This is a genomic window from Priestia sp. D51 (assembly GCF_053345675.1).
Genome location: NZ_JBLTIR010000001.1, coordinates 1,174,158 through 1,198,549 on the forward strand (window position 1 = coordinate 1,174,158; position 24,392 = coordinate 1,198,549).

The 24,392-nt window shown below is 35.9% G+C and carries 24 protein-coding genes; 18 read left to right on the forward strand and 6 right to left on the reverse strand.

Annotation, left to right across the window (positions count from 1 at the left end):
- The first annotated feature begins 28 nt into the window (after window positions 1–28).
- The 6 genes from ycaC to ACNHOZ_RS06220 all read left to right on the forward strand — a co-directional run bounded on the left by ycaC (window position 29) and on the right by ACNHOZ_RS06220 (window position 6,956).
- Window positions 29–673, forward strand: a complete 645-nt coding sequence (gene ycaC, locus ACNHOZ_RS06195; RefSeq protein ID WP_033580062.1) for an isochorismate family cysteine hydrolase YcaC — start codon at window positions 29–31, stop codon at window positions 671–673.
- A 256-nt stretch (window positions 674–929) separates the two neighbouring features.
- A complete protein-coding gene (locus ACNHOZ_RS06200; RefSeq protein WP_048019344.1) occupies window positions 930–2,021 on the forward strand; it encodes a low temperature requirement protein A in 1,092 nt (363 codons plus the stop codon).
- 36 nt (window positions 2,022–2,057) lie between these two features.
- The gene (locus ACNHOZ_RS06205) at window positions 2,058–2,894 is read left to right on the forward strand and encodes an alpha/beta fold hydrolase (protein ID WP_048019345.1); all 837 of its coding nucleotides are present in this window, start codon (window positions 2,058–2,060) and stop codon (window positions 2,892–2,894) included.
- 337 nt (window positions 2,895–3,231) lie between these two features.
- A complete protein-coding gene (locus ACNHOZ_RS06210; protein WP_048019346.1) occupies window positions 3,232–5,274 on the forward strand; it encodes a BglG family transcription antiterminator in 2,043 nt (680 codons plus the stop codon).
- Complete coding sequence (locus ACNHOZ_RS06215; RefSeq protein WP_028414844.1) at window positions 5,274–5,555, forward strand: PTS sugar transporter subunit IIB; 282 nt, start codon at window positions 5,274–5,276, stop codon at window positions 5,553–5,555. Before ACNHOZ_RS06210 ends, ACNHOZ_RS06215 begins: the two co-directional genes overlap by 1 nt.
- 21 nt (window positions 5,556–5,576) lie before the next feature.
- Window positions 5,577–6,956 carry a PTS ascorbate transporter subunit IIC gene (locus ACNHOZ_RS06220; protein ID WP_028414843.1) on the forward strand — a complete coding sequence of 460 codons (1,380 nt, stop codon included), beginning with the start codon at window positions 5,577–5,579 and terminating at the stop codon, window positions 6,954–6,956.
- A gap of 317 nt (window positions 6,957–7,273) precedes the next feature.
- Here ACNHOZ_RS06220 and ACNHOZ_RS06225 read toward each other — a convergent pair whose 3' ends face one another.
- The 3 genes from ACNHOZ_RS06225 to ACNHOZ_RS06235 all read right to left on the reverse strand — a co-directional run bounded on the left by ACNHOZ_RS06225 (window position 7,274) and on the right by ACNHOZ_RS06235 (window position 9,949).
- The gene (locus ACNHOZ_RS06225) at window positions 7,274–7,891 is read right to left on the reverse strand and encodes a methanogen output domain 1-containing protein (protein ID WP_063247086.1); all 618 of its coding nucleotides are present in this window, start codon (window positions 7,889–7,891) and stop codon (window positions 7,274–7,276) included.
- A gap of 181 nt (window positions 7,892–8,072) precedes the next feature.
- Window positions 8,073–8,972 carry an alpha/beta hydrolase family protein gene (locus ACNHOZ_RS06230; RefSeq protein ID WP_255902367.1) on the reverse strand — a complete coding sequence of 300 codons (900 nt, stop codon included), beginning with the start codon at window positions 8,970–8,972 and terminating at the stop codon, window positions 8,073–8,075.
- Between the two features lie 98 nt (window positions 8,973–9,070).
- Complete coding sequence (locus ACNHOZ_RS06235) at window positions 9,071–9,949, reverse strand: LysR family transcriptional regulator (RefSeq protein WP_255902365.1); 879 nt, start codon at window positions 9,947–9,949, stop codon at window positions 9,071–9,073.
- Between the two features lie 106 nt (window positions 9,950–10,055).
- Here ACNHOZ_RS06235 and ACNHOZ_RS06240 point away from each other — a divergent pair, with 106 nt between their 5' ends.
- Together ACNHOZ_RS06240 and ACNHOZ_RS06245 are read left to right on the forward strand one after the other, a co-directional pair.
- Window positions 10,056–10,466, forward strand: a complete 411-nt coding sequence (locus tag ACNHOZ_RS06240) for a tautomerase family protein (RefSeq protein ID WP_034267341.1) — start codon at window positions 10,056–10,058, stop codon at window positions 10,464–10,466.
- Window positions 10,467–10,468: 2 nt separating this feature from the next.
- Window positions 10,469–10,780 carry a carboxymuconolactone decarboxylase family protein gene (locus tag ACNHOZ_RS06245; protein ID WP_047750148.1) on the forward strand — a complete coding sequence of 104 codons (312 nt, stop codon included), beginning with the start codon at window positions 10,469–10,471 and terminating at the stop codon, window positions 10,778–10,780.
- Window positions 10,781–10,865: 85 nt separating this feature from the next.
- Here the strand turns inward: ACNHOZ_RS06245 and lepB are convergent, their stop codons facing one another.
- Window positions 10,866–11,420, reverse strand: a complete 555-nt coding sequence (lepB, locus tag ACNHOZ_RS06250; RefSeq protein WP_255902344.1) for a signal peptidase I — start codon at window positions 11,418–11,420, stop codon at window positions 10,866–10,868.
- Between the two features lie 686 nt (window positions 11,421–12,106).
- Here lepB and ACNHOZ_RS06255 point away from each other — a divergent pair.
- The 4 genes from ACNHOZ_RS06255 to ACNHOZ_RS06270 all read left to right on the forward strand — a co-directional run bounded on the left by ACNHOZ_RS06255 (window position 12,107) and on the right by ACNHOZ_RS06270 (window position 14,932).
- Window positions 12,107–12,316, forward strand: a complete 210-nt coding sequence (locus tag ACNHOZ_RS06255; RefSeq protein WP_255902329.1) for a hypothetical protein — start codon at window positions 12,107–12,109, stop codon at window positions 12,314–12,316.
- A gap of 349 nt (window positions 12,317–12,665) precedes the next feature.
- Window positions 12,666–13,829, forward strand: a complete 1,164-nt coding sequence (locus tag ACNHOZ_RS06260) for a DUF418 domain-containing protein (protein ID WP_447697063.1) — start codon at window positions 12,666–12,668, stop codon at window positions 13,827–13,829.
- Window positions 13,830–13,960: 131 nt separating this feature from the next.
- The gene (locus ACNHOZ_RS06265; RefSeq protein ID WP_255902324.1) at window positions 13,961–14,248 is read left to right on the forward strand and encodes a 3-isopropylmalate dehydrogenase; all 288 of its coding nucleotides are present in this window, start codon (window positions 13,961–13,963) and stop codon (window positions 14,246–14,248) included.
- A 195-nt stretch (window positions 14,249–14,443) separates the two neighbouring features.
- The gene (locus ACNHOZ_RS06270) at window positions 14,444–14,932 is read left to right on the forward strand and encodes a DinB family protein (RefSeq protein WP_048019354.1); all 489 of its coding nucleotides are present in this window, start codon (window positions 14,444–14,446) and stop codon (window positions 14,930–14,932) included.
- A gap of 255 nt (window positions 14,933–15,187) precedes the next feature.
- On the opposite strand, the gene ACNHOZ_RS06275 is transcribed toward ACNHOZ_RS06270, so the two are convergent.
- A complete protein-coding gene (locus ACNHOZ_RS06275) occupies window positions 15,188–15,784 on the reverse strand; it encodes a hypothetical protein (protein ID WP_047750153.1) in 597 nt (198 codons plus the stop codon).
- A gap of 279 nt (window positions 15,785–16,063) precedes the next feature.
- Between ACNHOZ_RS06275 and ACNHOZ_RS06280 the strand changes: the two genes are divergently transcribed.
- The gene (locus ACNHOZ_RS06280) at window positions 16,064–16,879 is read left to right on the forward strand and encodes an alpha/beta fold hydrolase (RefSeq protein ID WP_048019355.1); all 816 of its coding nucleotides are present in this window, start codon (window positions 16,064–16,066) and stop codon (window positions 16,877–16,879) included.
- On the opposite strand, the gene ACNHOZ_RS06285 is transcribed toward ACNHOZ_RS06280, so the two are convergent.
- A complete protein-coding gene (locus ACNHOZ_RS06285; protein ID WP_047750155.1) occupies window positions 16,876–17,250 on the reverse strand; it encodes a DUF5412 family protein in 375 nt (124 codons plus the stop codon). The two genes, ACNHOZ_RS06280 and ACNHOZ_RS06285, sit on opposite strands and share 4 nt — an antisense overlap.
- A gap of 531 nt (window positions 17,251–17,781) precedes the next feature.
- Between ACNHOZ_RS06285 and ACNHOZ_RS06290 the strand changes: the two genes are divergently transcribed.
- From ACNHOZ_RS06290 to sftI, 5 genes are all read left to right on the forward strand, one after another.
- Window positions 17,782–19,179 carry an MFS transporter gene (locus tag ACNHOZ_RS06290; protein WP_014458885.1) on the forward strand — a complete coding sequence of 466 codons (1,398 nt, stop codon included), beginning with the start codon at window positions 17,782–17,784 and terminating at the stop codon, window positions 19,177–19,179.
- Between the two features lie 163 nt (window positions 19,180–19,342).
- Window positions 19,343–20,023, forward strand: coding sequence for a transaldolase family protein (locus ACNHOZ_RS06295; protein ID WP_048019356.1), 681 nt, complete (start codon window positions 19,343–19,345; stop codon window positions 20,021–20,023).
- A gap of 105 nt (window positions 20,024–20,128) precedes the next feature.
- Entirely contained in the window at window positions 20,129–20,782 is a 654-nt protein-coding gene (locus tag ACNHOZ_RS06300; protein WP_255902320.1) for a DUF4867 family protein, read from the forward strand.
- Between the two features lie 56 nt (window positions 20,783–20,838).
- Complete coding sequence (locus ACNHOZ_RS06305) at window positions 20,839–22,878, forward strand: alpha-glucosidase (RefSeq protein ID WP_048019358.1); 2,040 nt, start codon at window positions 20,839–20,841, stop codon at window positions 22,876–22,878.
- Window positions 22,879–22,987: 109 nt separating this feature from the next.
- Window positions 22,988–24,328: a sulfoquinovose isomerase gene (sftI, locus tag ACNHOZ_RS06310; protein WP_048019359.1), complete on the forward strand. Its 1,341-nt coding sequence runs from the start codon at window positions 22,988–22,990 to the stop codon at window positions 24,326–24,328.
- The last annotated feature ends 64 nt before the right edge of the window (window positions 24,329–24,392 follow it).

Below are 24,392 nucleotides of genomic sequence, written 5' to 3' on the forward strand. Positions count from 1 at the left end.
CTTGCCTTAATTTAAGGAGGATGATAAAATGTCTGATCTTTACTCTCGCCTTTCAAAAGATGATGCTGCCGTGCTTTTAGTTGACCACCAAACGGGTCTTATTTCTGGCCTTGTACGTGACTATGGTGTTGATGAATTTAAAAACAACGTATTGGCGCTTGGTGATACGGCTAAATTCTTTGATTTACCGGTTATTTTAACAACTAGCTTTGAAAATGGACCCAACGGCCCGCTAATGGGGGAACTCGTGGATTTGTTTCCTGACGCGCCAAAAATAGCTCGTCCTGGACAAATTAACGCGTGGGACAACGAAGAGTTTGTTAAAGCCATTAAAGCGACCGGGAAAAAACAGCTGATTATCGCCGGTGTAGTGACAGACGTCTGCGTTGCTTTTCCTGCGCTTTCTGCCATTAAAGCAGGCTACGAAGTGTTTGTTGTGACAGACGCTTCCGGGACGTTCAATAAGCAAGTCGCAGATGCGGCATTAACGCGTATGGCTCACGGCGGCGCGCAGCTTATGAACTGGTTTAGCGTAGCGTGCGAGCTGCAGCGTGACTGGCGCAACGACGTTGAAGGTTTTGGCAATTTAATTTCTAGTCATCTTCCTGGTTATCAAAACTTGATGGGCAGCTATAGAGGAGCTCAGCGCGATTTCAGCAAGCAGAGCGTCTAACATAGCGGAGCTTATGTTTGGCATCGGTCGTTCTCTTTACATATAAGACACGAAAGTAGAATGGCATCTATGGATCATTTATGTGACGGAGAAAATGTAACAACATAAAAGTAATTGTTAGATAGGTGAGCCGACTAATGAACCGTTGGCTCACCTATCTTTTACTAAGCTGCCTTTCATGAAGTATGCGCCTCTTATATATAAAATAAAGTACATTCACGACAGCCTGGTAAATGATAGGAAGGGATGCGGAGTAGTGGAAGAAAAAAAAGTTACGTGGCTGGAGCTTTTTTATGATTTGTTATTTGTGGCAGCCGTTGCTACTGCTACGCATGTTTTGCTTCACGTTGAACAAGGGTATATTCATGGAGAGTATTTGTTAAAGTTTGTACTAATTTTTATTCCTATATGGTGGGCGTGGACCGGACAAACGATGTTTATCAATCGGTTTGGACAAGATTTTTTGCATCAGCGCATCTTTATGATTCTTCAAATGCTGTTTGTTCTTATCATGATCTCAAGCCTGTCCGTAGATTTTGATCAATATTACGTGTCTTTTTTGATTGGCTATATTGGACTAAGAGCGTTAACCGCTCTTCAGTATCTTATTGTTCAAAAATTTGAACGAGATGAACGAAAAAAAGTTGCTGTGTTTTTAGGCACATGCTTTGGAATTGGGATTTTCATCTCACTTCTTTCGCTTCTTTTTGATTCGTGGATTCGCTACGCCGTGTTGTATACAGGAATTGCAGTTGATATGATTTTACCTGTTTTAGGGCATAATAGACTGGCAAAATTACCGACCAACACCGCTCATTTATTAGAGCGTTTTGCTTTGTTAACATTAATCCTATTTGGAGAATCCGTTGTCAGCATTCTTGCTGTGATACAGCCACAAAAAGGGGACTGGAATACCATTTTATTTTCGGTTATTTCATTTGTCCTGATTATTGCCATGTGGTGGCAGTACTTTGAGAATGTAGAAAAGAAAGTAAACAAGTCTATTCAAAGAGCCGGACAAACGATTATTTACGGACACTTACTTATCCTCATGTCTCTAAGCATGATTGCAGCATCGATTAAGCTCATGTTTTTACATGAAGTTCAGTACACATTCAGCTTATATTTTGTATTCGGATCCGTGCTGCTTTATTTCATGGCAACCACTCTTGTTTTTCACCAATATAGATTTGAACAACATCGTTTGAAAGTATATCACTTGGGAATGTTTTTAGGGATTTTAGCGCTGTTTTTTATTATTAACTTAATACTTATTGTTCCCAGCACTGTCATCATAGGAGAATTAGCGATCTTTTTTATGATCTACGCTAGGTTTACGACCACTTAACCAAATAAAGAATGACTATATAATGGAGGTAGCGAAATGGCAAAAATTACGGTAGGAACAGAAAATGAAGCACCTATTGAACTATACTACGAGGATCATGGCACAGGAAAGCCCGTTGTCTTAATTCACGGCTGGCCACTAAGCGGACGTTCTTGGGAATATCAAGTTCCGGCTCTTATTGAGGCTGGACACAGAGTCATCACGTATGACCGCCGAGGATTCGGCAAGTCTTCTCAGCCATGGGACGGCTACGATTATGATACATTTGCTGCTGATTTACATCAGCTGCTAGAACATTTGGATTTAAAAAATGTGACACTAGTTGGGTTTTCAATGGGTGGCGGAGAAGTAGCCCGTTATGTAGGAACATACGGCACAGATAGAGTAGAAAAAGCCGTATTTGCAGGAGCCGTACCACCATTTCTTTACAAGTCAGAGGATCATCCTGAAGGAGCATTGGATGATACAGGCATTCAAGAATTTGAAAACGGCGTAAAAAATGATCGTTTAGCTTTTCTTGATGATTTTACAAAAACATTTTTTGGAGCTAAAGACGGAAAGGGCTTAGTCAGCGAACCATTTCGACTGTACAACCGGGATATTGCAGCAGCTGCATCACCTAAAGGGACGCTAGACTGTATAGCTGCTTTCAGCAAAACGGATTTCAGAGCCGATTTAGCTAAGTTTACAATACCGACTCTTATTATTCACGGTGATGCAGACGAGATCGTTCCATTTGAATATAGCGGAAAGCGAACGCATGAAGCTATTTCTGGTTCCAAATTAGCTTTAATAAAAGGCGGTCCTCACGGCTTAAATGCAACGCATGCACACGAATTTAACGAAGCGCTGGTGTCATTTTTAAGAGACTGAATGTAAGTGAATGTTTGATAAGTAAAAACAGCTCGGAAAATAGTTAATGAACAGAAGAAGTGACCAAAGGGTCACTTCTTTTTTGTTTTTTTACGCCGATAGAAAAGCGTACTATAGTAAGGGAGGCCATTTAAATTGCTTTGCTATAGCTTTAAAAGATAAAAATCAAATAATAAACGTTTGCCATTCTGTGGTGCGAGAGCTTATGTTAAACTTTTAAATGGGAAATATAACCTTCAGTCCAACAGCTATTCTAAAATGACAACAAAGATTGGATTGAACAGTTATGTAATCGCTAACACTTCTATTTTATAATAAACATGAGGAGGATAATAAGATGTTTGATCATAAATCATTGCAGCTGCTTGAGCAGATGATTAATTACCCGAAGTTATCAATTCCGGAGTTGAGACTTCAAATAAATTTATCACCTCGACAATTTGCTTATACGCTTGATAAGTTGAACAATGCATTAAGCAATTTAGATTTACCGGAAATTCAAGTGATTGATATAGAATTTAAGGTTGATGAAAGAATTAAAAATTATTGGAAACTAGAAGGCACATCGCTTAACCGTCAGCAGTCAGTTTTTCAAGAGACTGAGCGGATATACTTAATTTATTTATACACGTATATAAGAAAAGAGCCGATAGCAAATATACATTATCAGTCTTTTCTGCAGGTAAGCAGGAATACAGCACTAGCGGATATTAAAAAGCTTCGTTCGTATTGTGAGAAAGAAGGCATTCAGTTATCTTATAACCGGACAGATGGCTTTCATCTAGAGGGAGAAGAGAGGCTTAAGCGTCGATTTGCAACTATTTGTATTGGAACACTTTTGCAATTGCCAATGGGCATTTCAGGGATGAAGCAGGTTCTTAATAGTTGGAATTATGAAAATACGGGTTCGGCAATTAGAGAGAACGTAAATGATTTAGCTAAAAAATATCGGATTGATTTTGTTAGTAACCGGCTAGATCAGCTAGTTTATGAACTCTTATTTCTACAGTGCAGGTCTGGGCATCATAAACTGATTCTACCAATCAAGCAAATTAAATTAATGAAAGAACAGCCCTTACTAAAAATGGGGGAAGAGCTATCAGCTTATTTATTTGATGAAGTGGCTGAAGCAGAGGTTATCTATCTAACGGTTCAATTGTTATCTGCTATGCAGAATATAGACGAGCTCCATATTGATGAAAAGCTTGACCTTGTATCAAGCACTATTATTTCAGAAGTAGAGCGCTTAATATTAGTACCATTTAAGGAAAGGCATATTTTAAAATCGCTCTTATATAAACATTTGGTACCAGCCTATTTTAGAATCATCTGTGAAGTGCCATTATCAAATCCGTTGATTGACACAATTAAAACAGAGCACGGTGTACTCTTTGAATTTGTTAAACAGGCGTTGAAGCCGCTTTCTGAATATACGGGAAAATGTATTTCAGATGAAGAGATAGGGTATTTTACGATTTTATTCGGTGGGCATGTTCGAAAACTGGAGGCTAAACCTAAAGTGTATAAAGCCACAATCGTTTGCCCAAATGGGATTAGTTCCTCTATGATGCTACGAACGCAATTACGACAACTGTTTCCAAAATTGCATTTTACAGAATCATATTCGGCTGCAGAAATCGAAAAACTGTCACCAGACAGTTACGATATGATTTTTTCAACTATTTATTTGGAATCATCCAAGCCTGTTTATTTAACACGTCCATTATTAACAGCGCTAGAGGAAAACTATTTGCAGCAGGCTGTGGCAGCTGATTTTAATTTGCCGGTTCAATCAACTATCCCAATGGATAAGTTAATGGCGACCATACGAAAATATGCAACTATTAAAAATGAAAAATCGCTTTATGAAGATTTAACAAAACATTTAAGACAAAGCTATACATGTGAAAGGAGTTACGCCCCTATGCTTTCTGAACTTTTAACAGAGGATAAGATTCAATTCTCTGACGCTTCTCTAGAGTGGGAAGAAGCAATCCAACTAGCAGCAAAACCTTTGGAAGAACAGCATTATATTACTTCAGCCTATACTCAAGCAATGATTGATAGAGTTTTAGAAATGGGAGCTTTTATTCATATAGGGAAAGGGATAGCTATTCCTCATGCTCGGCCAGAACAAGGTGTACAAGAGCTTGGTATGTCCCTTCTACGAATGAAGAAACCAGTTTTGTTACTGAACCAAGAAGAACATGCAATTGACTTGTTTATCTGTCTAGCAGCCATTGATAACAAATTACATTTAAAAGCACTGTCAGAATTGACCTCATTTTTAGTAAATGAAGACTCATTAAAACGTTTAAAAGAAGCTGAAACTTCAGCTGAAATTATAGCTATGATGCGAAAAAAAGGAGAAGATGAATAATGAAAATTTTAACAGTATGTGGATCAGGATTAGGAACAAGTTTTATGGTAGAAATGAATATTCAACAGTTGTTGAATGAGATGGGAGTAAGCGGCGTAGAAGTAAATCATTCTGATTTAGGTTCTGCAACACCAGAGGATGCAGACGTGTTCTTCCTTGCAAAAGATATTGCAGAGGGCGGGGCAAGCTTAGGAAACGTCGTAATTTTGGATAATATTATTGATTTAGAAGAATTACGCGCTAAATTAACAGGGGTTCTGCAAGAAAAAAATCTACTGTAAAGAAATTGAGAGGTGATAGCGATGAATCAGGTGTTAAATGTATTAGTTAACGTTCTGAGTGAACCTTCAGTTTTAGTAGCCATAATTGCTCTAGTAGGTCTACTTGCACAAAAGAAAAATCTTTCAGATACACTAAAAGGAACAACAAAAACGTTTGTTGGGTTCCTGGTTATTACAGCAGGTGCAGGGATTCTTCAGCAAGCACTCGCTCCATTTGGAGAAATGTTCAAAGCAGCATTTAACGTAAACGGTGTCGTTCCAAATAATGAAGCCATCGTTGCGATTGCACTGAGTAAATATGGTTCTTCGACCGCATTGATTATGTTTTTTGGTATGATTGTAAACCTGCTGATTGCTCGTTTTACACGATTTAAATATATTTTTCTGACAGGACATATCACTTTGTACATGTCATGTATGATTGCCATCATTTTATCCGTAAGTGGTTTTACATCTTTTTCATTAATTCTTTTTGGTGCTTTAACAGTGGGAATTTTTATGACGCTTTCTCCAGCCCTCGTTCAGCCTTTTATCCGTAAATTAACAGGTAATGATAATGTGGCACTAGGACATTCTGGAGCAGTTGGTTTTGCAGTTGGTGGTCTCGTGGGGATGGCTGTAAAGGGAAAGAAAGAGATTGTATCAACAGAAAAAATTAACTTTCCAAAAGGGCTCGGCTTCTTACGAGACAGTACGGTTAGTATTGCATTAACTATGGCGATTTTCTACGTTATTGTCGCTCTTTTTGCGGGGCCTGGTTATGTCGAAGGAAAATTAAGTGACGGAAAAAACTATATTTTATTTGCGGTACTTCAAGCAGGAATGTTTTCTGCCGGCGTTTTCGTCATTTTAGCTGGTGTACGATTGGTATTAGCTGAAATTGTACCAGCATTTAAAGGGATATCTTCTAAAATTGTGCCAAATTCAAAGCCAGCATTAGATGTTCCAATCATCTATACTTATGCACCAAACGCTGTATTAATTGGTTTCTTTTCAAGTTTTTTAGGCGGCATTGTTAGTATGTTAATACTAGTTTTATCAGGAGGAATCATTATTTTGCCAGGTGTAGTACCTCACTTCTTTACCGGTGCAGCTGCAGGGGTGTTTGGAAATGCAATGGGTGGTGTACGCGGTGCGATTTTAGGATCATTTGTGAACGGCCTTTTAATCAGTTTCATGCCAATTCTATTAATACCCGTGTTGGGAGATTTGGGTCTATCAAATGCTACATTTTCAGATTCAGACTTCGGTATAGTGGGACTATTCTTGAGTGGGCTAGCTCATTTCGGTGGAAAAACTACCATTATGGTTGGTATTGGTTTAGTGTTACTGATAATGATCTTGGCCAGTATACGCAAGCAAGAAAGTCATGCAGTGCCTTACAAAAAAGTTGAGAAATAAAAAATGATAGACAAGAGCTTGAAGTAGTATCGTCAATCCATTCATTATCAGTTCATGCCATTAACAAAGGCATTCTGACCGCTTCAAGGATTCTTTAGGGTGACGCATCTGATTCGTAAGCATAAGGTTACAAATAAAATCCCTAAATAGCTATAATAACTTTTACTTTATTTTCTTCTGTTTACCATAATAATTGAAATGAGTGGTAAAAACAAAGAGCAAACCTTTAATTAAAGGCTGCTCTTTGTTTTCTACATCTTGTTTTGCTTCTCTAACTAGAACAAAATGTCTTCATAGTTAAGTGTGGTAATACAATACTATTTACGTAATTCTTCTAATTCTGCAAGAAGAGTTTCAATCATTTCATCACTTCTTCGAAGTTCTTGATTAAGCATATGAATTGTTTCCTCTTCCCAATTGAAAGGGTTACCATAAGAAGGCGTAATAGGAAGATCTTCATACACATCTCCATTTTCTTCACTGTGCTTTGTAAAATATATAGCAACTTCACACATTGGATGACCAAGAGCAATACGCTGGCGCAAGCTCACTTTTCCATAGCCGAATTTCCGAGCTGCAATTCCTCCAAACACACTAGACGTCATCTTACATAAATGAGGAGCATCCTGTACGACGTTACCAAATGGACATTGGGTAGCGCTTACAATCACATGGTCTGGATGAACGGAAACAATTTCAAAGTGACCTCCAATTGAATTTTTAAGGTCAATTATAACTTCTGCATATTTCTCTACCGTCCACTTTTCATGCTTATCGCTATAAAGGCTTTCCATCCACTCTCCAGTACGAATACCAAGTTGTTTAATATATTCTTCAGCTACGGGGCCTACCGTTTTTTCATGAATCATTGCGTACTGTGTAATAAGTTTAGCCAAAAATACATGTCCGGTTAGCTGATCTTTTTTTAAAGCCATATTGTAAATCCCCCTTTTGTTTTGTAAAAGAGCAAAAATATCAATTCGATAAGCAGCACTTTTTCTATATATATCTATTTCTTAATTATTACAGATTAATAAGAGTGTGTGTTATGTTTTTTAACTTTTCTTCCTAGATATAATTGCTTCAAAAGAAAAGGGGGTACAAGTGACTAATCTATTAAAAAGAATGTAATAAAAAGTCCAATATAGTGTTTTGCAGATCCTCATGAAACTCTTTGCGATTAAAGCCTTCCGGATCCTGAGAAGGGAGGAAGGTAGGAGATTTCATAAAGTCCGGAAATGGACTGAGAAATGAAAAATGTCCTCCATTTTCTACAACGATATACTGAACTTTTTCCGCATCAGGAACCCCATTTAACACAAATCCCCCGTGAAAAGAAGGAGTAATCGTATCCTTTTCTCCTGTAATCATTAAAATAGGTATATTCACGTCTTGAAGCGCTCCTCTTTCTCTAAACCATCCGGCGGCTGGCGCTAAAAGAATAAGTGATTGAACCCGCTTATCATGATCAACAGATAAACAATAAGGCTTTTGATCAGGAGATTCAGAAGGAAAAGAAGTGGGAACTCCACCTGCTACAGCAAGAGCCGTATATCCTCCCATTGAATGGCCAATAAGAGAAATATTATTTGAATGAATGGATGGAGAAAAGGAATTTTCTTTTAAAAACCAATCGATTACAGTACGTATATGAGTAGGCCGATTTTTTAGATTGTCTATTGTTCCAGATAGCGTATTATTTTCTCGATTATTAAACGGATGCTGAGGTACCCCTACAATAAAACCATTACGTGCTAAAAATTGAGCAATGGTTCGATAAGCAAGAGGCGTGCTTCCATCTCCATGAGAAATAATGACCAAAGGAAATAATCCATTTGAAAGCGGAGCATCTTGCGCAGCGCTTATCGTGTAAGGTCCCATCTTTTCAACTTTTTCTTCTTTGTATGTAGGATACATAATAAGCAGAGGCAAGACGTTTTCATGTTCTTGATTTTCTATATCTACGAATTGACATCCGGCATAAAATAACTGTCTTTCATGTTTTTTTATTTGCACTTATATACTCCTCCTTGCTTTTAAAAATCCTTATTACAACAAGCTCATATATGAAATTTTATTGATTTAGCTCTCTTGGAAAATCAATAAAGGGTTAATTAATTTAAAAACGAAGATTTAATTACCTCTATAATACTCTTTTTTGTCTGACTCAAATAAGTTCTTTTTTCAGTAGAAATTAATAGCCCTATAGGCATTTTGGGGTCAAACCTTTGTACTTTAAACGGGATATTAGTTGGCTTCAAACTAGTTCCTCTAGGGATAATTCCCACCGCATGTCCAAACATCATTTCTGGAATAAGGTGTAGGGCACTACAGCTGTAAACGGTTTTAAAGGCTAAATTATTCTCTGCTAAAAAATGATTGACGGATTGATAGTAATAACAGCTATTTTCTCCTATTAAAATGGGATAGCCAATAATATCGGCTATTTCAACTGATTTTTGCTTTAATAACGGGTGATCAGGGGTATTAACAATAAATTGAATGTGTTCTTTATCAAGCGGGGTGAAAGATACGCCGGAAAGGTTTGTATTCTCTCCACAAACAGCAAAGTCCAATTTATCTTGATGTAGTAGTTCTGATAAAAGAGCCGTGTTTCCAATAGTGAAATCGCAATGTATGTACGGTTTTTCATCATGTAAATAGCTTAATATAGCTGGCATCAGCTTTTGAGCAATCGATTCTGATAAGCCTATTTTGATCGTTCCTTTTTCTTCTTTGCTTATACGCTGCGCTTGAGATATGGAATACTCCCAGTGCTTCAACAAGCTATCTACTTCTTCTACAAATAACGTACCTTCCTTTGTTAATGTTGCTTCCCAGCCTCGTTCAAACAAAAGAAATCCAAGGTCTTTTTCTAGCTTTTTAATATGAGCAGTGACGGTAGACTGGGCATAGTTTAATTTTTGTGCTGCAAGTGAAAACGTTCCTTCTGCCACAATTGTTTTAAACGTCGTTAATTCTTTAATTTCCACTTTCTAACCCCATCTCTATCGGATTTTACGATACTTATACGATATATTTTCAATTATACAAATGAAGATATTGGAAGTAAACTAAATATAGAAAGGAAGATGATAGATGCCATTTGTGAACGTTTATTATCCAGAACATCAACTAAATAATAAGGAATTAAAAAAAGTAAGCAATCATATTCATCAGTCGTTAATCCAACATTTTCACATCCCAAAAGAAGATTATTTTCAACTGTTTTTACCGTATCCATCTCAGCATTTTTTCTATGACTCACAGTACCTCTTAGAAAATGGAGAAAAAAGAACGGATCCAATGATTTATATCTCTATTACATGTGGGCAGGGGAGAACTATCGAGCAGAAAAAGAAGCTATATCAGTCCATTGCAGAGGGACTTCACACTGACTTAGACCTTTCTACAAACAATATCTTTATTACAGTAAACGAAACAACCCTTGAAAACTGGTCATTTGGGCAAGGAATCGCACAAATGGTTAATCAAAAGGAGGCACAATAAATATGAATAACGGTATTGATTCTAAGCTGCTGAACGACATGAGAGATCTTGCTCCGGACTTTGTGAAATATGGAGAACATATCTTATTTGGAGAAGTGTGGGGAGACCCAACTTTAACACCAAAAGAAAGAAGTTTGAGTACACTTTCTGCTTTAATCAGTATTGGCAACACTGAACAAATGCCTTTTCATCTGCAGCTGGCAAAAAAGAATGGAGTGACTGAAAAAGAAATTATTGCACTAATAACTCATATGGCTTTTTACGTGGGGTGGCCAAAAGCAGCTGCAGCACTGAGTATAGTGGGGAAGCAATAATAGAGGCAAAATAGATAAATATTATTACTTTTTAGTTTGTTTTTAATAGAAAAAGCTCCCTTTGGTGAGGGAGCTTTTAAATATGTTACTTCATCCATTGAAATTCTTTTAAAGGCCAATAAGCTAATTTTGCTTTTCCTACGATTTTGTCTACGGAGATTGTTCCTACTTGAGGTGATCTGCTGTCTAAGCTGTACATTCTATTATCTCCCATAACAAATAATTGGCCTTCTGGAACTGTTTTGTTGCCTGTAAAATCCTCAAGTTTAAAATCCTCAGTTAACGGGCCTGTTACTATTTCTTTTTTGTATTGATCCAAATAAGGCTCTTCATATTTTTTTCCGTTTATATATAGCGTGTCATTGCGATATTCTATATGATCACCCGGTAAACCAATTACTCTTTTAATATAGTCTTTTTCCTTTGTAGCATGAAAAACGATAATATCAAATCTTTTTATATTATCTGGGTTATTTTTACCCATTTCATTAAGAATAATATGTTCACTATCTTTTAAAGTCGGCATCATCGATTCACCGTCTACTACTATAGGCGTAAAGATATACTCTCTCACCACAAAAGCCAGGATACAAGCAATAACGATGGATTTGATCCACGAAAAAATCTCTTTCTGTTTCAATTTAAAACTCCTCTACAACCGTAATACATGTTTAAAAGTATAACATAATATATAGAAATTAACCTTTAATTTAACAATTAAAGGTTTGCTTAGCTGATTTTTTAACAAGATTAATAAACTTCATAGAAGGCCATAGCAGCAGAAATAGTGTGGTTCTCGAAATAAGAACATAAAAAAAGCTATTTCAATCGTATTGGCATCGGAGTGAAATAGCTTTTTCTACTTTACATTCAAGAGTTTGTTAGTTCATATGAACATCCTTACATGTGAAGTATATCACAAACTATTTTTGTTGTGAAGATGAAAATTGAAATTTGTATGACAAATTTTATTGCGTTGAGAGAATTTGAATGGGTTATTTAGCGTGACCCTTAGGCAGAGGCTATTTTAGAACAGCTGAGCATCTTAATAAAAATTGACGTCACCTCTCAATACCTCAAAAAAACCTGCTTCTTTTAAAGGAACCTTTCAATTTCTATAGACAAACAAACACTAGTTTATCAAGTATATTGTTAAAAGAAGTTTTAAGTGGTAAGTTTGTGTTCACTATATTTGGTATAATAAACATTTTTGGGTGGCTCTTCATATACAGGGCAAAAAATATAGATAACAGTACCTCTACTGATAAACCATCTTTTTAAAGGAAAACATCTTACCGATAAAAATGATAAAAAGGAGAGACTCAAATGAAATTTGATGTCCCTGAATTAGTTGAAGCAAAACGTCAAATTGATTCAACTTTACACAAGCTTAGGCAGACTGTAAAAACGTTTGAAACTAAAGAAAATGCGGATAGATATAAATCTCAAATAACCTTAGCTAAAAGAAGGATACAAGCATTCGAGCTTTCAGTAGCTCTTATTGAAAGGGAGATAAACGAACTTTCTAAAAGCTAGATGCCAGCTTTTAGAAAGTATGTATTCAACCACGTTATTTAATTTATCTTCAATTGTCGCTTAGAGTGGAATATCAGAAAGAAACCTTGAAAATACTAGGGTTTCTTTTTTTGTAATTAGTACTCTGCATACCCCAGTATATCTTTTGGATTTTGACTAAACCTGTTTCCAAAGCGGGCAGCCTTTGCACTTCTCAAAACTTATCCACGCTCTTTATCTCACTGAAAATAATTCATTCATTTAAAAAAATAAGGGTTGAAGGTGACGCAACGTAATCTAATATAGTTGAACTATGAGATATCAAGAAGGGGAGCAACGAAAGTAAAAGTAACGGATGGGGGCATGAGAAGTGGAGAATAAAAAGCGAATTCGCTCGTTAGATATATTAAGAGGACTAGCGATTCTGGGAACATTAGGAACGAACATTTGGCTGTTTGCCTATTTGGGAGATATAAATTATATATTTACTTTTAACCATAACAAATGGTGGTTATCAGGAGATGACTTTTTAAGAATCCTTTTTCTGTCCTTAATTAATGGAAAATTACTTGGCCTCTTAGCCATTATGTTTGGTGTGGGTTTAGAACTGAAATATCAGCAATCAAAACGATTAAATCAGACTTGGCCAGGAAGATATATATGGCTGTCTTTGATTTTATTAATGGAAGGGCTTTTGCACTTTATTTTTGTTTTAGAGTACGATATTTTAATGTCTTATGCCGTAACTGCTATTGTCGTATCGTTTATCGTAAAAATGCGGAAGACGATGATAAGAATAACAATGATTAGTGCAGCGGCAATTCATCTTTTCTTTATATTGCTCGTGTTCTTAGGTGCGCTAACTAACTCCGTAGGAGATGAGCTAGTCGCTGTCCCAAAAGAAGTGCTAAACCTTTATCAACATGGATCATGGATGAATCAAATTCAGTATCGACTTCTTCATTTTTGGGAGCTGCGCACAGAAGCCATTTTCGTCATTCCATTTAATATATGTATGTTTTTAATTGGTGTTTTACTAGTGAGAATAGGGGCTTTTGACAATAACTCCAAGGGTATTAATATCAGAAAGAGGATGATGAAGGCAGGACTTTTAGTTGGGCTACCTCTAAACCTATTATTATTTGTTCCTGGGGGATACTTTGATTTTCCAGTAAGGTACGTATTTGCCCCTATTTTATCAATTGGATACATGGGAGCCATTAGTTTTCTAATTGAAAAATTTCAGGCCTTTTCGTTATGGAGCGTTTTAGAGAAAGTAGGGAAGATGTCTTTAAGTTGCTATGTATTACAGAATGTTTTAAGCTCCATTTTATTTTATGGATGGGGCCTTGGGTGGGGTGGACACCCACGTTCATTCTTCGTCATTTTTGTTTGGATACTAATCTGTTTGTTTCAAATGCTATTTGCTGTTTTGTGGCTTCGTTATTTTAACATGGGTCCTATGGAATCAGCGCGTAAACGCTTAGCCAGTTTAACTATGAGGAAAAATATAAAGAAAGATCTTAAAATGTAAGTCATCTTCTTTTGGATGAATATCAAACCTGTTATAAGAAGCAAAACTTTCACATAGAATGTTATGTTAAAGTGATATTAGGTATTGGGTATTTTAACCAATTAATAGTCCGTAGAGGAGAATTAAAGAAAATGGCTACCTTTTTCTTAATACTTATCGGCTTCTTTCTTATTATTTCAAATATCGTTGGATTTATCTCCTACAAAAAAAAGAAAAGTCTATACGCTGCTGCTTTTACAATATTGATACTGGCCGCTTTATTTGTGGCATTAGGCGGTATATTAGCACTGTTGATCATTAGAGACGCTTTTGCCATATTTTATGGTTTACAAGTTGGATACTATTTACTTATAAATAGCGCAATTGTTCTGTTACTGGCAGTTATAGTTACAGTTATAAAACAATATAACGATAAATAAAAAATTTGCTTAGTAAGATTTATACTTTGTAAGTTTGTAGTTACTATAATCACGGTTGGAGGAATAAAAAAAAGCCTATACGACTCTATTTGTTATTTTCTCTTATTCCAATGAAATAGGTTTCTAAAAATATTTGTCGAACTAATTAATACCCCTATCAAAAAAGCAGAAAATACAGTAAAAGGAGGAATTAGTTTGCAAACTATGTTTCATTATAACTGGTTGGTTAGAGAAGAGTGGTATCAATGGTGTGAGAATATTCCACTAGAGGAATTACTTCGGAAGCGAACAGGAGGAGTAGGAGGAATATTACATACGCTCTTTCACATTGTTGATGTAGAGTGGAGTTGGGTTCGCGTTCTTCAGGGAAAAGATGATTTTCAGGAGAATTTTGAGGAATATCAAAGCTTAGAAAAAGTTCGCCAGCTAGATATCAACTTTCAGTTTGAGGTAAGAGAATTTGTTAGGACTTGGAATGCAGAAAAAGAAAAGAATATTCTTTATGATCCACAACCAGACGGAAGTATAGCAACTGACACTTGGGGAGAAATTATGCGTCATGTGGTGGCTCATGAAATACACCATATTGGACAATTATCGATATGGGCTAGGGAGATAGGAGAGAAACCAGTTTCAGCCAATCTTATTGGTAAAGAACTTAGTCATACATTGCCAAAAATTTAAGTTAATGAACTTTATTGATAGAACTCATGGCTTGTAATTAAGAGAATAGGAGCTTTAAAACTCTGGCTTCTTATAGTATATAAAATAATTTTCACTAGTTAAGGTAGGAAGACATTCTTAAGAGTACCCTCCTATCTAACTAAACTAAAGATTCGTGTAATATGCCCCACTAATTTGTCTTTCTGAGTTTCCATACAATGTATTACCGGAAATAAAAGAGCGTTAAGTTTATCAAAAAACTTACGCTCTTTTTACTCACAATTTATCAACTAGAGAAACTAAGTTTAGAATAGGCTCTGCCTCTTTCTCTTCTTGATATGCCTCAAAATTTATTTCACCAAGTTTTACACCTACATCATATTCACCAATTAAACTATCAAGCATAATAAATGCTGCAGCAATAAATTGATCATTTTCTTCGCCATATCCTTTAATGTAAATAACAATATCTAAACAATCCATTTGTTTATCTTCTCTATACGTAAAGAAAATATCTTCTGTATTTAAAACAATATCTTCAAAATAAATTTCTTGTTCACTATCTTGTCTTTGTCTAAATGCTACAATGTTAAATTTCTCGAGGCTGGGAGCTTCCTCTACCAGCTTTATGACAGCAGGAAACGCTGAAACCATTCCTTCTGCACTGATAATAAATTCTCTTTTTCCTTGTTTCATTTCTACACTGAATTCAAAAGTTAACTCTTTATGATACTTGGATAATTGTAAGCCTAATTTGTTAAATAAAAGATCATAGTTATTTTCGTCTAATTGGAAATAATCTTCGCTATTTTTCTCAAACCAAGACCAAAATTCTTTTTCAGTGATTTTTCTCTTAAATAAATTCTTTAACATAAGACCTCCAGGGGGTTCTATATACATTTTTAATTAAAGTATATATCAAAAGCTTCACAAGAATATATGTATATTTCATATAAAGTTAGCTACCATAATGTGCTTTTTCTTTTTTTAAATATTAATACAGATTCATAGACAAACCAATAAACTAATAAGTATACGATAATCAAAATAAACACATTTTCAAAAGAAATTTTGTTAAGATTACAATATATGTATGGAAAGATTAAATGTTCATCTAGATACATTTAGCATACACAGAAAGGGGAAAAAAATTTGTCGATTTACCATAAAGTAATTGGAGAAGGATATCCTATCGTTATGTTGCATGGTTGGACACTTGACCATCAAGTGATGTTAAATGCAATGGAACCGTTATTCGAGAAACGAAGCAATTGGAAGAGAATATACATAGACTTACCAGGGATGGGGAATTCCGAGCCTCAATTGTCTATTCAGAACTCTGATAATATGTTAGAAGCGATATTATGTCTTCTAGACGAAATTATCCCTGACCAACAGTTTATTGTTTGTGGCAATTCATATGGAGGGTACATTGCCAGAGGTATAGTTCGTTCACGTCAGGACAAAGTTCGTGGATTACTACTAATGGCACCATTGATTATACCTGAATATGATGAAAGGGTGGTGCCCCAACAGACTGTTCTAAGGAAAGACAACGACTTGATATCACGTTTGTCTCCAGAGGAGGCTGATGAATTTTTTTCCATGGGGGTAGTACAAGGTCAAACTGAATGGGAGAGGTTTCAAAAAGAAATTTTACTTCCTTCCAAACAAACAAATCATGAATTTTTAAACAACATTCATCAAAATGGATATGGCTTTACCTTTGATATTTCATTTAAACTTGAGCATCCCACACTCATTATAACAGGACGTCAGAATAATGTAGTGGGATACCAGGATGCGTGGCAACTAATAGAAGATTACCCAAGGGCCACTTTTGCAGTGCTTGATATGGCTGGTCACAACCTACAAATTGAACAAACTGATGTATTTAACGAATTAGTTCATAACTGGTTAAACAAACTTGAACTGGACAACTTTTTGTTGTTTAAGAGTAGAATTTAATTATCTACATCATTAGCATCAAACGTATCTTTTGTAACGTTCAATATATGACCACTAATGTTAACTGTTTTGTTATTTACCCATTTAACTTTGGCTGTTTCCTGAGGGTAATTCCAATAGATGTTTTTCTTTTTATTAAAAACTTTATTTGTATAAGTCACTTCTCCTCTAATAGCAAAAGGTGTAGTCGCTCCACCACTTGAACGATAAATCTTTACTATGTAATCACCGTTAGGAGATGTACTTTGAGAAATATATTCTCCCTTTGGAGCAAATCGTAGATAACTAGGCGCAAAAAGAAACCACCAAACAAATCCTATAACTAGAAGAGAGCTTAATGCAGTCAAACACACAATATATCGTTTTTTCAATTTCTAACCTCTATTCAGATGGACTCAATTATAATTTTGTTCCTATCTGATTATATATCAGAATTGAGTTGAAAAATCATGAATATCATATACAAAATCAGTTTACATAATACCTGTTTCAACAATCAAAACAGCCTTTAGATTGGTAAATCTAAAGGCTGTTAGTATATCTAGATATTTAATATTCCTTGTATGTAACAGCTACATTCTTATAATCATTAGGGCTTATTGGGTCGAATAGATAGTGGATTTTTGATTGGTTCTGATCCATCCATTCTAATTTTTAGTATTATTGTTCCTCTTTTTTTAAAAATAAAATAAAAAAACACTTGATAATTTGTATGCGTTTTCATATTATAAATAAAAAGGTAGTAACTTTTTTTAAAACGTTGTGATGTTATGAAGAGGGAGGTGATTTTGGTATCGGCCTAGAGGAGATTACAATTTTGAAGTCTATCAAAATTGTAATCTCCTACGTGATGCATGTTTAATGTGAAGTCTCAAAATGTGTTAATCAAAGGGGGAGAACTTATGGAACAGCCATTGGTTCAAAATGTAGAACATTCAATTAATACGCCTAAGAAACTAAGACTTAAAGAGAAGGTTGCTTATGGATTGGGAGATGTAGGAAATAACTTTATGTTAGACTTGGGTCAAATTTATTTGCTGAAGTTTTATACCGACGCGTTAGGCTTGCCTTCTGCAACAGCAGGTTTAGTATTTTTAATTACGAAAATATGGGATGCGTTCGCTGATATTACAGTAGGTACTTGGATTGATAACCGTAAGAAGATAGGCCCTAAAGGCAAATTTAGACCATTCTTTCTCTATGCTGCAATACCGCTTGCTTTGATAACGATAGTCAGCTTTACTAATCCTGATTTTTCAATAACCGGAAAGATTATATGGGCATATGTAACGTATATGGCATTTGGAACGATTTATAGCATTTCAAATATTCCTTATGGATCAATGGTACCTGCGATGACAAAAGATCCTGTTGAACGAGCAGAAATGGCATCATTTAGACAAGCAGGCTCAAATTTAGGTCTTCTTATTACAACTGTAGGGTTTATGCCGATTGTCTTAATGTTTAACAATCAATCTACTGGTTATTTAGTGGCTGTATCTATTTTTGCATTTTTGGGCGTTTTATTACAAGTCTATTGTTATGCCAATGTAAAAGAAAGATATGTGTATGAAAAACCCCAAAATACAAATGTAAAGCTGACTGATAGCTATAAAGGGCTTTTTAAGAATACGCCTTTACTCATTCTTTGTTTAGTTAATTTGTTTACCTTTTCAGCTTTTAACGTCAAGCTTGCTGTACAAGTCTATTTTTGTCAGTACGTTTTAAAAAATGTAGCAATCGTTCCTTATATGGGCTTTTTTAGTATCGGCTGTGTATTTATCGGCGTAGCAATGGTTCCTTTCATGGTTAAAAAAATTGGAAAGAAATCTACGTACATATTAGGGTGCGCGATTTGGGCTGTAGGAGATATTTTAGCTTATGTTTTTGCAGATAACGCAGTGATTTTTATTACATTAGCTTGCTTTGCTTTCTTCGGAAGCTCATTTGTAAACAGTTTAAACTGGGCATTAGTTTCTGATGCTGTAGAGTATGGCGAATGGAAGACTGGAAATCGATCTGAAGGTGTTGTGTATTCTTTCTTTACGTTCTTCCGTAAACTTTCTCAAGCGCTTGCAGGCTTTATTCCTGGGGTTGTGTTAGGAATTGTGGGTTACGTTCCAAACGCGGTGCAAAGTGCAAATGTACTGGAGGGAATCAGAGGGTTAATGTTTATTTATCCAAGTGCATTAGCCATTGCAACGATTATTGTCATGTTTTTCTTTTATAAACTTTCAGATGAAAAATACAATAAAATCGTAGCGGATCTTGCTAAAAGTAAAAATAGAATACCAATGTAAGATGATAGGTAAAATGAACGAAATACAAAATTAATTTAATAATCTAGCAAAAAGCACTTGAAATATTGGTGGCGTTTTCATATTATAAATACAAAGGTTATTACAAATTATATAAAGGTCATTATCTTTTAGGGGTAATAGTCACTTAACTGGAGGTATAAAGATGAAGTATTTTTTAGATAGTGCAATTTTAGAGGAAATTCGTTACGCGTATGAAAACTGGGCAATTGATGGAGTTACAACAAACCCTCGTCATATTATGAACAGCGGTAAACCATTTTTAACGGTTCTAGATGAATTTGCAAGTGAGTTTAAAGGAGTCGAAAATTTCCCGATTTCAGTGGAAATCAATCCTCATTTGGATAATGCTAGAGATATGGTAGAAGAAGGGACAAAGATTGCTAAGCTGTCGTCAAACTTTGTTATTAAAATTCCATGCACAGAGCCTGGCTTAATTGCAGCAAAGGAATTTGAAAAACAAGGTATTTCTACTAACGTCACTCTTGTCTTCTCGCCATCACAAGCACTTCAGCCTGCAAGAATTGGAGCTAAATTTGTATCTCCATTTGTCGGCTGGAAAGAAAATAGCGGGGATGATACAACTCAATACATTCAGGATATTGTGAATATCTATAAAAACTACGATTACAACACAGAAATCATTGTTGCTGCTTTACGTAATGGTAAACAAATTGTAGATGCGGCAAAAGCTGGTGCGCATATTGTGACTTGCGGATTTGATGTATATAAAGAAAGCTTCCAGCATGCGTTCACAGACTATGGTTTAAACAAATTCCGCAACGCTTGGGATAATACAGTCACAGAAGCTCCTGTCTTAAAATAAACATATGTATTTTATAAAAGGCGCCTCTTAGAATCTTATTATCTTCTTGGAGGGGCTTTTTATATAGCAAAAGGAGAGAAGAAAACGTTGAGCAGCTTTCAATACATGAAAGACTTAAATAAACATGTACCTTTTTATCATATAGAGGACAGCAAATTTAAGCCTTATGGAAAGGTAATTAATGAATACAATTTCAGTAAACTAGAAACATATATGGATAGTTTAACTATTCCTCAAGATCAGAATGTATATGTAGCATCCGTTACTGAGATGGAAAACACCATTATTAAAGATCAGCTTCAAGAAGCTTTTTATGGTGAGATGCCTATTCAAATTGGATATTGTAATGGTCCTAATTCAACCTTAAATGGTCTTGAGTATCATAAAAGCAGTGAAATTAATATCGCTATAACGGATATGGTTCTTTTATTAGGTAAGGTACAGGGAGTTGAAAATAACTTTTTTAATTCAAGTGATGTAATCGCTTTCTTTGTACCTGAAGGAACAGCAGTTGAATTGTATGGTACGACATTACATTTTGCTCCTTGTAAGGTCAATAACGAAGGGTTTAAAACAGTCGTCATTTTACCTAAAGGAACAAATGATCCGTTATCAACTAATATTCAAAAAAGAACAAAAGAAGATGAGTTATTGTTTATGAAAAATAAATGGTTAATTGCTCATCCTGAAAGAGAGCAATTAATTAATAAAGGCGCACATCCCGGTATAAAAGGAGAAAATATTAAAGTTTATCAATAGAGCGCATGAATGTTAGACAAAAGACTAAGCTCTATTAATTGATGGGAGAGATAAAAATGTCAGGTACCTTAAACGTAACTAAAGGGGTAAATGTGGAGATCTTACAAGATGGATTTGAGGTTGCTCTTAACGGTGTAGTTCTTCTTCAGCATACAATACAAAAGCCAATGCTGTTTGTTGGTTATGGAGAAGAAACGATTGAAATGTATAGAGGGAACTTTGATATTAAAGATTATGTGACTGAACGTACAGCTCTTCGCTACGCGAATGTTGAAGAAGTAGAAGGGGCATATAAAATTGATTTCTCCAGCTTTAAAAATGGAGATACTATGCTGTCTCTTATAGTTAAGGAAGAAGAGGATCGTCTAAAAGTAGAATACCAAAAGCACGATGCGAACATTAACCGCTTTTGGTTACGAGTAGCTGCAGATGAACAGGAAAAAGTCTATGGATGCGGAGAACAACTTTCTCACTTTAATATGAGAGGAAAAAATTTTCCTTTATGGACATCTGAGCCGGGTGTAGGGAGAAATAAACAAACATATGTAACATGGCAAGCTGATGTAATTGATAAGGCTGGAGGAGATTACTATAATACCAATTTTCCTCAACCTACATATGTATCTAGTAAAAAGTACTATTGTCATGTAGAAACAACGGCATACGCGGACTTTGATTTTCGCAATGAGGCGTTCCATGAACTGCAGGTTTGGGAAGTACCTAAATATATGCTGTTTGAAACGGCGGATACGTACCTTGAATTAGTTGAAAAAATTACCGGTTTATTCGGAAGACAGCCCGAGCTACCAGACTGGGTATATAACGGCGTGGTTTTAGGTATTCAAGGTGGTACAGATGTTGTTGAACAAAAATTAGAAAAAGTTTTAGCAAAAGGTATGAAAGTATCTGGAGTATGGTGCCAAGATTGGCAGGGCAAACGTATTACTTCTTTCGGCAAACGTTTAATGTGGAATTGGAAATGGAACGAGAATGAATACCCGGAGCTAGATAAAAAGATTGCAGAGTGGAAAGAAAATGATATTCGTTTTCTAGGTTACATTAATCCATATGTAGCCATTGAAGGTGATTTATATAAGGAAGCTGAAGATAAAGGGTACTTAGCATTAAATACGGAAGGAAATACGTATTTAGTGGATTTCGGTGAATTTTATTGCGGAGTTGTTGATTTTACTAACGAAGAGGCTACCGAATGGTATAAACAAGTTATTAAAGAGAACATGATTGATTTTGGATTAGACGGATGGATGGCCGACTTTGGCGAATACTTACCAACTGACGTTGTGCTCAAAAATGGAGTCGACGCTAAGATTATGCATAATGCTTGGCCGACAATGTGGGCAAAAGCGAACTATGAAGCGGTATCAGAAGCAGGGAAACTTGGTGAAATTGTATACTTTATGCGTGCCGGATATACGGGCATACAAAAATACTGTACGCTTCTTTGGGGCGGAGATCAAAGTGTAGATTGGTCGCTGGATGATGGTTTGGCTTCTGTTATTCCTGCAGCTTTATCATCAGGAATGAGTGGCTGTGGCTTACACCATAGTGATATTGGAGGGTACACAAGTCTACATGGTAATAAACGTTCAAAAGAGCTTCTGATGAGATGGGCAGAAATGGGAGCCTTCACGCCTATGATGAGAACACATGAAGGAAACCGTCCTGATGATTGTTTTCAGTTTGACGGTGATGAAGAAGCACTAGAGCATTTAGCAAGAATGTCTAATGTTTATGTAACGATGGCACCTTATATTAGATCACTTGTAGAAGAAAATGCGCGACGCGGAATTCCTGTTCAGCGACCTTTGTTTATGCACTATGAAGAAGATGAAAAAACATATGATATTCAATACCAATATTTATTTGGTGAAGATGTACTTGTTGCGCCGGTTCATCAAGAAAATCAAACAGAGTGGGAAGTATATTTACCAGAAGATCAGTGGGTCCATGTATGGAGCGGTGAAGAGCACACAGGAGGATCGGTTACTGTTCAAGCGCCATTAGGTTATCCACCTGTATTTTACCGTAAAAAATCTATATGGAGTGAGTTGTTTTCTAAACTACTTCACATCTAATTTAAGAGCTATTTATATAAGAAATGTAGTCAAACAATAGTGTTGATAAAGGTAATGATGTATTTTAAAATGGTTATAACAAATAGTTTTACGACAAGGGGAACTCTATATGCAAAATACAACAGTTTTATATGTGCCTATAGGTAGAAAAACATTTGATATTGAAGCGGCTGAAATGTATCGTCAAAAAAGTATGGAGTGGCTGAACGGCAACTGCAGTACTCTTATCGCGCCGGAGCAAATTATAACTTCAGTTGAAGAATTACAGGGATTTCTTGATTCAATTAAAGGGAATAAGATTGATACCGTCTTATATCAAAGCGTTACGTTTGCTGACGGTGAATTTATGGTTAAGATATTGGAGTATTTTAAACAGCCTGTAATTGTTTGGTCCGTACGTGAGCCAAGTGTAGGGGGACGTTTACGTTTAAACTCTCTAACAGGCGGAAATAGCACCAGTAATGTGCTGCGTAATCATCAGCATCCGTTTGCATTTGTATTTGGAAATCCAGATGAGAAAGCGTTGCAGGAGCGTCTATTAAGACAAATTAACGTTATGCGCGTGCTAAAAGCATTAAATGAATTAAAAATTGGGGTAGTGGGAGATTATCCACCAGGATTCTTCTTTTCACAAGCTAACGAAGATGAATTAAAAAACGTACTTGGCGTAACCCTTCATAAGATGGATTTACAAGAAGCGTTTAAAGAGTGCGTAAAACTTCCAGAACACGAATGGATAGGGGAAGTTGAGCGGGCAGAAAAGCAGGTGATTGGTCTAAATCGAAACGATGAAACCGTTGCTAAATTTGCTCAATTTTCCACTTATATTAAAAAGCACATTCAACGTGAAAAGTTAGATGCATTAGCTATGCGATGTTGGCCAGATTTCTTTAATGATTTAGGAGCTGCTCCGTGCTCAACTTTATCTCAGTTTACGGAAGACGGAATGGTGACATCCTGTGAGTCGGATATTCACGGATCAATCTCCATGTTTATCCTGCGTGAGTTAGCAGGCGGAAATGCACCTTACCTAGGGGATTTAGTTCACATAGACGAAGAAAAAAACTCAGTTGTTTTTTGGCACTGCGGTGCAGGAGCATATTCGCTTGCCAACCCTTCTACTGGAGCAACAGCAGGGGTGCATCCTAACAGAAAAATCGGTTTTGCAATGGATTTTGGATTAAAAGCAGGAGAAGTAACGATTTTTAGGGTAAGTCATACGCCTGATGGGTATCGCCTTCTAGTGATGAAAGGAGATGCCTTAGATGTAGAGCAGCCTTTTACAGGTACATCTGTAGAAGTAGAACTGGCGACAAATGCATCAGACACACTTTATGAACTTATGCACGCGGGGTATGAACCTCACTTTGCACTAGTGTATGGTGATGTGACAGAACATCTAATTGAACTAGGCCGTATACTTAATCTAGAAACAAAAGTCTATATCTAAGAAAATCGTACTTCTCTGCTACAGTAAAAGTTAGCCAATACTATATAATAATACCAAACGCTAA